The following is an 11,161-nucleotide window of genomic DNA, read 5'->3' as shown; positions in this document are numbered from 1 at the left end:
GACGTAGTCACCGATCAGGTGTCCGCCGCCTGTTCCGCTGTCACTGCGGCGAGATTCGCGTCGTGGCCCGACTCGTCGGTGTGGAGGATGACCAGTTCCCTGGTGGCACGCGTCATCGACACGTAGCGGTCGACGGCTTCGGTGATCCCGTTGCCGACACTCGACGACTCGACCACGACGACCAGATCGAACTCGAGTCCCTTCGCGGTGAGAGGATCGAGCGCCCGCACACGTTCGGTTCCGACAAAGCTCGGATCCCCGATCACGCACGCAATCCCCTCATCGTTCTCCTCGAGCCACGCGGTCAGCACAGCCGCACGCTCGCTGTAGCCGACATGCCGCACAGGAATTCCGGACTCACGGATCGACGAGGGCACGTTGGCGTCCGGGATCGCCGCGCGGATGACTGGTTCCGCAGCAGCCATGATCTCGGCTGGCGTTCGGTAGTTGACGGAGAGAGACGCGACACGCACACCGCGACACCCGACGCCGCATAGCCTGTCCGACCACGACTCCGTGAAACCGGCGCGCGCCTGCGCCCTGTCGCCGACCACGGTGAAACTGCCGGTCGGAGTGCGCCTGAGCAACATTCGCCATTGCGCCTGCGTCAGTTCCTGCGCTTCGTCGACGATCACGTGCGCGAACGGACCGTCCAGTGCGGCGGGGCCCGTCACGGGTGCCGCGGACGGGTCGACCAGGACATCGCGTAAATCGTCCCGCCGAAGCATCGACATCAAGCCCTCACCGTCGTCATAGGCCACCGACTCGAGGAGGTCGCCGACGACGAGATCCATTCGTCGACGTTCCGCACGCAGCGCCGCGGCCCGACGTCGCGTGCGCGCCTCCGCGTCGGGATCACCTAGTCTGGCTCGCGCGGCATCGAGCAGGGGAAGATCGACATCGGTCCACGCATCCGGCCGAGGACGCTGGAGTAACCGCACCTCGGCAGGCGTGAGCCACGGCGCGCACATTCGTAGGAATGCGGGGACCGTCCACAGGTCGCCGACGAGATCCGCGGCGTCGAGCATCGGCCAATGACGTACGACCGCTTGTACGACGTCCTCGTTGCGCTGCAGCGCTTCTCGCACCTCTGCGATGTCGGCCGTGTCGTCCGTGCGGCGGCGGACGACATCGGCGAGGTGCTGCCAGATCGCTTCCCGCGCCTCGTTGTGCGGTGTTCCGGGCTCGGGCGCGGCGAATGACTCGGCCCAGTCTGCCGGTGTGAGCGTCACAGCCGCCCACTCGGTGTCGACGAGCACCGGCTCTGTGGGCGGCTCCTCGTACCAGCACACTGCGGTCTCGATCGCATCGACCATCGCATCGGTCGATTTCAGCCTGGCGACGGTCTCGTCGTCTTCGTGTATCGCACTGCTTGCCGCGTGAGCGAGACCGCCATCGGCCGCCAGATCACGCAGAGTGCACGTCTGAACTCCCTCTTCGCCCAGGCTGGGCAGGACGTCGGCGACGTAAGCCAGGTACGCGTCGTGTGGCCCCACTATCAACAGCCGCCCACGCGACAACCGGGGATCGGAATAGAGCAGATACGCGGCCCGATGGAGCGCGACGACGGTCTTGCCTGTTCCAGGTCCACCGTCGACGACGAGCGTGCCGCCGGAGCCGGCGCGGATGATGGCATCCTGGTCGGCCGCGATCGTCGACAGCACGTCTCGCATGCGTGGCGTACGACTCGCGCCGAGGCCTGCGAGGAGCGCGGAGTCACCGTCTAACCAGACGTGTTCGTCGGCGGCGTCCGGGGTGAAGACTTCGTCCCAGTAGTCGACGATCTGTCCGTGTGCCCACCGATAGCGTCGTCGCGATCGCACGCCCATCGGCTGCGCGGTCGTCGCGGTGAAGAACGGTGCTGCGGCGGGAGTTCGCCAGTCGACGAGGAGCTGTGTACCAGAGTGATCGGTCAGTCCGACTCGTCCGATATAGACCGGGTCGGGGTGCCCTGTCATCGTCATTCGTCCGATGCACAGGTCGAGACCGAAGCGATGCAGCGTGCGCAGTCGGGCGTCCAACTCGTGTACCTCGAGGTCGCGGTCCAAGGCTCGTCGGCCTCCTCCGCCGTCCGCCTTGCGCACGGCATCCCGTCGGGCGTCGAGTGTCTCGATGGTGTGCGCGAGCCTCTGAGTCGCGGCACGGAAGTGCCGCACATCGGCGTCGATCAGATGGGTCGCCGATTTCGGTGAACCGGTCGGGAGGTCGAAGACATCGTCTGTCACTGCGGGCACGAGGCGACTCCAAGAGCTGATAGGCGGCAGAGCCATCGATTGTGCACCCGCTTATGGGCCTTGCGGCAAGGCCCCCACCACGCGATATGGTGAAAGTGGCGAAAATGAGCAACGCGGGGAGGCACGACGGGCTCACCGAATTGAGACCCCCGTGAGCGCGGAAGCAAGCGCACAGCAGCGGACAACAACAGCCGGGCAGATGAATCCATCTACCCGGCTGTCGGTCTGGAAGTCTCGCCGCTATGTCGTATGGACGATCAGCACATCGCAGGCCGACTTTCGGGCGACATCGGCAGGCACCGAACCCAGCAGACGACCCGCGATGGAGTTCAGTCCGCGGTTTCCGACGACGAGCAGATCGGCCTGCACGTCGGTGACCAACTGTAGGAGAGCGTCGACCGGAGCCCCCTTGACCGGACGCGGCACGATCTGCGTGGCACCCGATTTGGTAGCCCGCTCCTTTGCGGTGCGGAGGATTTCATCTGTGGGAGCGCTGCCGGTGACCTGGTAGGCCTCGTCCTTCAGCACGTCCGCGGCCTCACCGGCACCACGATCGTTCGGGAAGTATGCGCACGCGATCACCAATTTCGAGTCTCCGGCGATCGCACCCGCACGATCAACTGCCTTCAACGACGATTCCGAACCGTCGGTTCCGACGACGATCGTCTGGTAAGCGCCCATCCCTGACCTCCACACATGTCTCATTCCGCGTATTTGCGGACTTCATCGATCCCCGACAACTCTAGAGTCACCTCAATCGGCAGGATAGTGTGCCACGCAACATTTGTCCGGTGATCACAGCGATCACGACACCACGTCCCTATTGGGACGAACGTCCCACATAGGCGGACGTCTACTTGATTCCGGCGGCATCCATGCCGCGCATTTCCTTCTTCAGGTCGGCGATCTCGTCACGCAGTCGGCCTGCGAGTTCGAACTGCAGATCCCGGGCAGCGCTCATCATCTGCTCGGTGAGCTGTGCAACCAGGTCGGCGAGTTCGGCTCTCGGCATGGACGAGACGTCACGCTTCTCGATGACCCCCGCCGACGCGCCCTTGGCCTTGGAGACCTCGCCCTGCGCGCGCCGACCCCTGCTGGCGTTTCGCCCCGAGCCACCGACGTCGACAGCGGAATCCTCGGCTTCGCGATACACCTGGTCGAGGATGTCGGCGATCTTCTTGCGCAACGGTTTCGGGTCGATGCCGTGCTCTTTGTTGTAGGCGACCTGCTTCTCGCGACGACGTTCCGTCTCGTCGATCGCATTGCGCATCGAGTCGGTGATGGTGTCGGCGTACATGTGCACTTCGCCCGAGACATTTCGCGCAGCGCGCCCGACGGTCTGGATCAGCGATGTCGTGGAGCGCAGGAAGCCCTCCTTGTCGGCGTCGAGGATGGCGACCAGTGACACCTCTGGAAGGTCGAGGCCCTCACGCAGCAGATTGATACCGACGAGGACGTCGTATTCACCCGAGCGCAGCTGCCGCAGCAATTCGACGCGGCGGAGGGTGTCGACCTCGGAATGCAGGTAGCGCACGCGGATACCCAGCTCGAGCAGATAGTCGGTGAGATCCTCTGCCATCTTCTTCGTCAACGTGGTCACCAGTACACGCTCGTCGCGATCGGTGCGGTCGCGGATCTCGTGGACCAGATCGTCGATCTGACCCTTCGTCGGCTTCACCACGATCTGCGGATCGACCAGACCGGTCGGGCGGATCACCTGCTCGACGAACTCGCCGTTGGACTGGCCCAGCTCATACGCGCCGGGCGTCGCGGACAGGTACACGGTCTGCCCGATACGCCCGACGAACTCGTCCCAGGTCAGCGGACGGTTGTCGACAGCCGACGGTAGGCGGAAGCCGTAGTCGACCAGATTGCGCTTGCGCGACATGTCTCCCTCGTACATACCGCCGATCTGCGGAACGGTGACATGCGACTCGTCGATGACCAGTAGGAAGTCGTCGGGAAAATAGTCGATCAGTGTCGCCGGAGCGCTACCCGCCGGCCTGCCGTCGATGTGCCGCGAGTAGTTCTCGATACCCGAGCAGAAACCGACCTGGCGCATCATCTCGAGGTCGTAGGTCGTGCGCATACGAAGGCGCTGCGCCTCGAGGAGTTTGCCCTTGCCCTCGAGGTCGGCGAGCCTGGCTTCGAGTTCCTCCTCGATGCTCGACATCGCCTTCTCCATGCGCTCCGGGCCGGCGACGTAGTGCGTGGCGGGGAAGATGCGCAGGGAGTCGACCTGTCGGACCACGTCGCCGGTCAAGGGGTGCAGGTAGTACAAAGCCTCCACCTCGTCGCCAAAGAACTCGATGCGTACAGCCAGTTCTTCGTAGGACGGGATGATCTCGACGGTGTCGCCGCGCACGCGGAAACTGCCACGGGTGAACGACATGTCGTTGCGCGTGTACTGGACGTCGACGAGCAGCCGCAACAACGCGTCGCGGTCGATCTCGTCGCCCACCTCGACCTCGACCGACCGGTCGAGGTACGACTGCGGTGTGCCGAGACCGTAGATACACGAGACGGACGCGACCACCACCACATCTCGGCGGGAGAGCAGACTCGACGTCGCCGAGTGACGCAGACGTTCGACATCGTCGTTGATCGACGAGTCCTTCTCGATGTACGTGTCGGTTTGCGCGATGTACGCTTCCGGCTGGTAGTAGTCGTAGTAGGACACGAAGTATTCGACCGCGTTGTGCGGCAACATCTCTCGCAGTTCGTTGGCGAGCTGGGCCGCGAGCGTCTTGTTCGGCGCCATCACCAGCGTCGGCCGTTGGACGCGTTCGATGAGCCAGGCTGTGGTGGCCGACTTACCGGTACCCGTCGCTCCGAGCAACACGATGTCCTTCTCGCCTGCCCCGATGCGACGCTCGAGGTCGTCGATCGCCTGCGGCTGGTCGCCCGCGGGTTCGTACTCGCTGACGACCTCGAACCGTCCCTCGGTACGTTCGATATCACCGACGGGGCGGTGCTCTGAGTGCGCGAGAATCGGGTGTTCGGTAGCAAAAGCCATAGTTCCAGGGTAAACGCGGGGTGTGACAATTCTGTTCCGCTCGGTTCCGCGCCGTTGACCTGCGATATCAGGGGGCTCCTCGCCCTCCCCGCGGCTAAGGTTGCACGATGTCCGATCTGCACCCGCCCAAGCGGGAGGTCTTCGACGTTCCGGCGATGACCAACACCGACAACAAGGGGTTCGTCCGGCCGGTGGAGCGCTATGAGGAGGCCCCGTTCGGCCTCTACATGTCGCGTACGGCCGACCACCCGAGATTCTCGCACCTCGAATCCTGGCTCCTCCCCGACCTCGGGTTACGGGCCAACATCTTCCACTTCGTGCCAGGACACCGGGTCGGCCAACGGCTCTACCTCGACGTCGGACGCTTTCACGGCCCCGATGCCGACGGCAGGTGGCACGCGGAAGACTGGTACCTCGACCTCGTCGACGTTCCGGGCGAGCCCCTCGAGCTCGTCGACGTCGACGAACTGTTCGACGCCCACGCAGCCGGCCTGTTGTCGACGACCGACTGCGAAGAAGCGGTACACATCGCGCGCCGCGCCCTTGTCGGCGCCGCTGAGCACGGCCACGACGTCCAGGCGTGGCTCGACGCCTGTGCCGGCGGCACCGTCACATGGCGCGACGGCTGATCCCGACACCACGGACGTGACAATACGAGCGACCCTGCCCTGGCAGGAAAACCGGGCGGGCTAGGAGTCTCGGTTTGTGCGCCACGCCGCGATACGTCGGTATGCCTGGTCGAACCACGGCTCCTTGGCCGCCACATAACGGTCAATGTCCCCGTCGGCCGCAGTGAGCGCCGTGCGCTTGACGCCCGCGTACTCCTCGCGTGCGGCCGGGTCGTCGCGCAACCAGTCACGGAAGTCGACCGCGAACCGGGCCCCTGGTGATCCTGCGACCCGCAGGTGCACGTTGACCGGGCGACCCGGATCGGCCGAACCGTGGAACCGCTTGCCCCAGTCACCACGGTCCACCGAACCCGTGGCCGGATCCGCCTTCGGGTTGTCGCCCTCGATTCCGGGAGCGCGCGGGAAGCCGCCGTCGGCGAGGACGTCGGCGAGTCCGTCCGCGATGTCGAGTCCTGCCACGGTGACCTGGATGTCGATGGTCGGCTTGGCGACAAGTCCTGGCACGGCGGTCGAACCGATGTGGTCGATTGCCGAGGCCTTGTCACCGACGATGGCCCAGAGTCGGTTCATTACCCTGGCCCCTGCCTGCGCCCACGCCGGGTCCGGCTCGACGAGCGCGAGCGGCCCTGGGACGATCGTGCGCGAACGCACATTGGCCTCGTAGGGCACGAGGCGCTCGTCCCACAGTTCCGCCGCGGCGGCCGCGAGCTCCTCCGGCGTACCCGAATTGTCCAGCCAGACATCTGCGACGGCCCGCCGTTGTTCATCGGTGGCCTGGGCGCGAATCCGCGCCCGCGCGTCATCCTCGGGCATTCCGCGCAACTCGGTGAGACGTTGCACGCGCAATTCCTCGTCGACGCCGACGATCACGACGAGGTGGAAGAAGGGCGCCATGTTGCCCTCGACGAGTAATGGGATGTCCTGCACGACAACCGAACCCACCGGTGCGGCAGCGAGCAACTCCTGCGTCCGCGCCCCGACAAGCGGATGCGTGATGGAGTTCAGCTTCTGTCTGCTCTCCTCGTCGCGGAAGGCCTTGGCCGCCAGCGCGGGCCGATCGAGCGCACCGTCGTCGGCGAGGATGTCGTCACCAAAAGCCTCGACAAGGCTCGCGAGCCCAGGCGTACCCGGTTCGACCACCTCACGCGCAATCTTGTCAGCGTCGATGTGGTAGCCCCCACGCTCGACGAACGTCGTGGCCACTGTCGATTTGCCGGCTCCGATGCCGCCGGAGAGCCCCACTCGGATCACAGCCTCCAGTGTCGCAAACGCCGCGTCACCACCGTCATCCGAGTGGCGACCCGATCAGCCGGTGGCGTCGGTGAGCTCGATTGTCTCGGGTGGCAGCCACACCTCACCGACGGCGTCGTAGACCAGCGCACCGCCGTCGTAGGCCGACGCCAGCCGACCGCCGGCGCCCTGCTCGTGAGCCGGTCTTGGTTCCTTCATGCTGGTCACGCCGACGTCACCGACAGTGCGGTACTACGAAACAAGAGCGCCTCCCGGACGAATCCGGGAGGCGCTCTTGGGCTTTACGTGCGGGATACGACTATCAGGCGTTGCCCGACAGCTTCTCGCGCAGTGCGGCGAGCTGCTCGTCGCTTGCCAGCGAGCCGCCCGACGATGCGGGAGCACTCGAGGTGCTGCGGCTCTCCGACGATGCCGACGAGTAGTCGGTCGGGGCCTTCTCGGCCTCGGCTGCGGCAGCAGCGAACTTCTCGATCTGAGCGGTGTGCATCTTGTGACGACGCTCCGCCTCGGCGTAGCGGTTCTCCCACTCTTCGCGCTGCTTCTCGTAGCCTTCGAGCCATTCGTTGGTCTCGGCGTCGAAGCCCTCGGGGAAGATGTAGTTGCCCTGCTCGTCGTAGCTGTCGGCCATGCCGTACTTCGACGGGTCGAACTCCTCGGTGTAGTCCTCGTTGGCCTGCTTGAGGCTCAGCGAGATACGACGACGCTCGAGGTCGATGTCGATGACCTTGACCATCGCGTCGTCGCCGACGGCGACAACCTGGTCCGGGACCTCGACGTGGCGCTCGGCCAGCTCGGAGATGTGCACGAGACCCTCGATGCCGTCGTCGACGCGGACGAACGCACCGAACGGAACCAGCTTGGTGACCTTGCCCGGCACGATCTGACCGATCGCGTGGGTGCGGGCGAACTGACGCCACGGGTCTTCCTGAGTTGCCTTGAGCGACAACGACACGCGCTCGCGGTCGAGATCGACGTCGAGAACCTCGACGGTGACCTCGTCACCAACGGTGACAACCTCGGACGGATGATCGATGTGCTTCCAGGAGAGCTCGGAGACGTGGACCAGACCGTCGACGCCGCCGAGATCGACGAATGCACCGAAGTTGACGATCGAGGACACGACGCCCTTGCGGACCTGGCCCTTCTGGAGCTGGTGCAGGAACTCGCTGCGGACCTCGGACTGGGTCTGCTCGAGCCACGCACGACGCGACAGGACCACGTTGTTGCGGTTCTTGTCGAGTTCGATGATCTTGGCTTCGATCTCCTTGCCGATGTACGGCTGCAGATCGCGCACGCGACGCATCTCCACGAGCGATGCCGGGAGGAAGCCGCGCAGGCCGATGTCCAGGATCAGGCCGCCCTTGACGACCTCGATGACGGTGCCCTTGACGGCCTCGTCCTTCTCCTTGAGCTCCTCGATGGTGCCCCAGGCGCGCTCGTACTGAGCACGCTTCTTGGACAGGATGAGGCGGCCTTCTTTGTCCTCCTTGGTGAGAACAAGAGCCTCGACCTCGTCACCGACGTTGACGACCTCAGAGGGGTCGACGTCGTGCTTGATCGACAGTTCGCGAGAGGGGATCACGCCTTCGGTCTTGTAACCGATGTCGAGCAGAACCTCGTCCCGATCGACCTTGACGATGGTCCCTTCGACGATGTCGCCATCGTTGAAGTACTTGATCGTGGAGTCGATGGCTGCGAGGAAGTCCTCAGCCGAGCCGATGTCATTGACGGCTACTTGCGGCGAGGTGATCGTGGGGGACGACATATGTTGAGTTGCTCCGGACAGGTATGTAGTAGGTACAGTTCACATTGTTTGGACAGCTGCGTCGGCGACACAGGCGTCGATCATGCTGACCGATCTGCGTCTTCCCAGGTCACCACACTGTGATGACTTCCAGGTGAAGACAAGCTGAACTGCGCGAAAGATGCCTCCACGCGCTTTGTCTACCTTACTCTAGTGGCGTTGCGCTGGGCAAATACCACTTCTGAGTGCATCCCGCCACCGCACATCCGAGACAGCCAGACATCACGATCGACACCCGGAGCGGACACAGCAGCACACGAACAGGAGCAACGGTGGCCCACTCGGTGGAATTCCTCTTCGACGACGAGTCCGAGCGCCGTCTACGCGAACGCTGGGACCTGCTCCGGGCCTTGGACCTGCCAAATGCGGGAACGAATCCCTCCGCCACCAACCGACCGCATGTGACGATCGCCGCAGCACAGCGCATCGCTCCTGCCGCAGACACGGCCATTCGCCATGTCGACGTGCGACTACCCATCCGGGTCGCGGTCGGGTCGCCGATCGTGTTCGGCCGCGGCGATAGACTCGTCGTCGCACTGCTGGTGGTACCTACCGCGCAACTGCTGGCCGCCCATGAGGCGGTGGTCGACGCCGTTGTCGCACACGCATCGGTCGCCGACACCGAGTCCGGCGTGTTCGCGCACACGCTGCCCGGCTCGTGGACACCGCACGTCACCATGGCTCGGCGCGTGCACGCAGACCAGGTCCACGAGGTCATAGCCGCACTCGACCTGCCGCCATCAGGATTACCGGCATCCATCACCGCCATCCGACGCTGGGACAGCGACAGTCGTACCGCCACCGTCGTCGCCTCACATCAAGGAAGTTCGACAGCCTAAGATTCGACAGATGTCGACGCACATCACCGATTCCAGTCCGTCGATAGCCGCACGTCTCGATCGGCTACCGGTCGTCCGCACCCACCGGATCGCAACCGCCGTGGTCGGACTCGCGCTGTTCTTCGACCTCTACGAGAACTTCCTCGCCGCAACCATCTCCTCGGTCCTCACAACCGAACTCGACCTCTCGCGCACCGAACTGAACCTCATACTCGGGTCGGCGTTCTTCGGACAGTTCGTCGGGGCACTGGTGATGGGGAGACTGTCCGACCGCATCGGCAGGCGGCCCGCGTTCATGATCAATCTGGGTATCTACTCGGTGTTCTCACTCGTCGCCGCATTCAGTCCCAATGCCGCGTTCCTGATCGCCATGCGGTTTCTGGCAGGTGTCGGCATCGGTGCCGAGTTCGCCCTCGCCGACTCCTATCTCGCCGACCTCCTGCCGAAAGCTGTTCGCGGACGGTTCATCTCGTGGTCATACACCGTCGCATTCATCGGGGTACCAGTTGTCGGACTCCTCGCGCGCTGGTTGGTTCCGCTGCATCCACTCGGCTTCGAGGGATGGCGCTGGCTGTTCTTCCTCGGCGGACTCGGCGCCTTCGCCGTCTGGGTCGTGCGTCGTCGACTACCGGAATCGCCGCGCTGGCTGGAAACCCACGGCCGTCATGAGGAAGCCGACGCCGTGTGCACCGCACTCGAGAACGAAGCGCGTGCGGCCGGGCATCGACTCGCCGAACCGGACACGACGTTGGAGGTGCAGAAGGCACACCAGATGCCGTTCTCGTCCCTGTTCGGCCACCGGCTTCGTAGGCGCACCGTCATGCTCTGGTTGCTGTCGATCCTCGAGGTGTTCGGCTACTACGGATTCGGGACGCTCGCGCCGCTGATATTGGTGGCCAAGGGATTCGACGTGCTCACCTCACTCGGCTACGTCACCGCGTCGTACATCGGCTACCCGCTGGGATCGCTCCTCGCGATCCCGATAGTGGAACGCGTGGAGCGAAAGTATCTGGTGATGGGATCGGCCGCGGCGATGGCGATCCTTGGCCTGTGGTTTGGATTCGCCACCAGTCCGGTCGCCATCGTGATCTCGGGCGTCGGCTACACGATGATCAGCAATCTGTTCTCGAACGCCTATCACGTCTATCTCGCGGACTCGTATCCGACGGCCATCCGAGCAACCGGTGCCGGTGCCGCATATTCACTGTCGAAGATCACCACCGGTCTACTTCCCTTCATCCTGCTGCCTCTCCTCGATGCGAGCGGCTCCGGCGCCGTGTTCGGCGTCGTCGCCTTCGCGATGCTGCTTCTGATCATCAACGTCGGAGTTCTCGGTCATCGGACGACCGGCCGATCCGCCGACGCGCTGGGTTAGACACACTGCATAT

At 64.5% G+C, this 11,161-nt stretch carries 9 protein-coding genes; 3 read left to right on the top strand and 6 right to left on the bottom strand.

Features of this window, described 5'->3' with window-relative positions:
* Positions 1-14 precede the first annotated feature (14 nt).
* From helR to uvrB, 3 genes are all read right to left on the bottom strand, one after another.
* Entirely contained in the window at positions 15-2,234 is a 2,220-nt protein-coding gene (gene helR, locus GOOTI_RS02715) for an RNA polymerase recycling motor ATPase HelR (protein ID WP_007237022.1), read from the bottom strand.
* A gap of 240 nt (positions 2,235-2,474) precedes the next feature.
* Positions 2,475-2,915: a universal stress protein gene (locus tag GOOTI_RS02710; RefSeq protein WP_007237021.1), complete on the bottom strand. Its 441-nt coding sequence runs from the start codon at positions 2,913-2,915 to the stop codon at positions 2,475-2,477.
* A 172-nt stretch (positions 2,916-3,087) separates the two neighbouring features.
* Positions 3,088-5,250, bottom strand: a complete 2,163-nt coding sequence (gene uvrB, locus GOOTI_RS02705) for an excinuclease ABC subunit UvrB (RefSeq protein WP_007237020.1) — start codon at positions 5,248-5,250, stop codon at positions 3,088-3,090.
* Positions 5,251-5,357: 107 nt separating this feature from the next.
* Here uvrB and GOOTI_RS02700 point away from each other — a divergent pair, with 107 nt between their 5' ends.
* Positions 5,358-5,879 (top strand): ribonuclease FAU-1 family protein, encoded by a 522-nt coding sequence (locus GOOTI_RS02700; RefSeq protein WP_007237019.1) that lies wholly within the window; start codon positions 5,358-5,360, stop codon positions 5,877-5,879.
* Positions 5,880-5,939: 60 nt separating this feature from the next.
* On the opposite strand, the gene coaE is transcribed toward GOOTI_RS02700, so the two are convergent.
* The 3 genes from coaE to rpsA all read right to left on the bottom strand — a co-directional run bounded on the left by coaE (position 5,940) and on the right by rpsA (position 8,895).
* Entirely contained in the window at positions 5,940-7,130 is a 1,191-nt protein-coding gene (gene coaE / locus GOOTI_RS02695) for a dephospho-CoA kinase (protein ID WP_007237018.1), read from the bottom strand.
* 54 nt (positions 7,131-7,184) lie between these two features.
* Positions 7,185-7,337: a hypothetical protein gene (locus GOOTI_RS25965; RefSeq protein ID WP_007237017.1), complete on the bottom strand. Its 153-nt coding sequence runs from the start codon at positions 7,335-7,337 to the stop codon at positions 7,185-7,187.
* A 94-nt stretch (positions 7,338-7,431) separates the two neighbouring features.
* Positions 7,432-8,895: a 30S ribosomal protein S1 gene (gene rpsA, locus GOOTI_RS02690; protein WP_007237016.1), complete on the bottom strand. Its 1,464-nt coding sequence runs from the start codon at positions 8,893-8,895 to the stop codon at positions 7,432-7,434.
* A 311-nt stretch (positions 8,896-9,206) separates the two neighbouring features.
* Between rpsA and GOOTI_RS02685 the strand changes: the two genes are divergently transcribed.
* Positions 9,207-9,773, top strand: coding sequence for a 2'-5' RNA ligase family protein (locus tag GOOTI_RS02685; protein ID WP_007237015.1), 567 nt, complete (start codon positions 9,207-9,209; stop codon positions 9,771-9,773).
* Positions 9,774-9,783: 10 nt separating this feature from the next.
* Positions 9,784-11,148, top strand: a complete 1,365-nt coding sequence (locus GOOTI_RS02680) for an MFS transporter (protein ID WP_007237014.1) — start codon at positions 9,784-9,786, stop codon at positions 11,146-11,148.
* Positions 11,149-11,161: the final 13 nt, after the last annotated feature.

This window comes from Gordonia otitidis NBRC 100426 (genome assembly GCF_000248075.1).
Lineage (GTDB): Bacteria > Actinomycetota > Actinomycetes > Mycobacteriales > Mycobacteriaceae > Gordonia > Gordonia otitidis.
Note: the sequence above shows the minus strand (reverse complement) of the source record. Positions and strands in the feature narration are given on the sequence as shown.

What these genes read in the sequence shown, in the direction of transcription:
- GOOTI_RS02710 (WP_007237021.1), bottom strand. Translation starts at nt 2,915, where the DNA reads ATGGGCGCTTACCAGACGATCGTCGTCGGAACCGACGGTTCGGAATCG.
- uvrB (WP_007237020.1), bottom strand. Translation starts at nt 5,250, where the DNA reads ATGGCTTTTGCTACCGAACACCCGATTCTCGCGCACTCAGAGCACCGC.
- GOOTI_RS02700 (WP_007237019.1), top strand. Translation starts at nt 5,358, where the DNA reads ATGTCCGATCTGCACCCGCCCAAGCGGGAGGTCTTCGACGTTCCGGCG.
- rpsA (WP_007237016.1), bottom strand. Translation starts at nt 8,895, where the DNA reads ATGTCGTCCCCCACGATCACCTCGCCGCAAGTAGCCGTCAATGACATC.
- GOOTI_RS02680 (WP_007237014.1), top strand. Translation starts at nt 9,784, where the DNA reads ATGTCGACGCACATCACCGATTCCAGTCCGTCGATAGCCGCACGTCTC.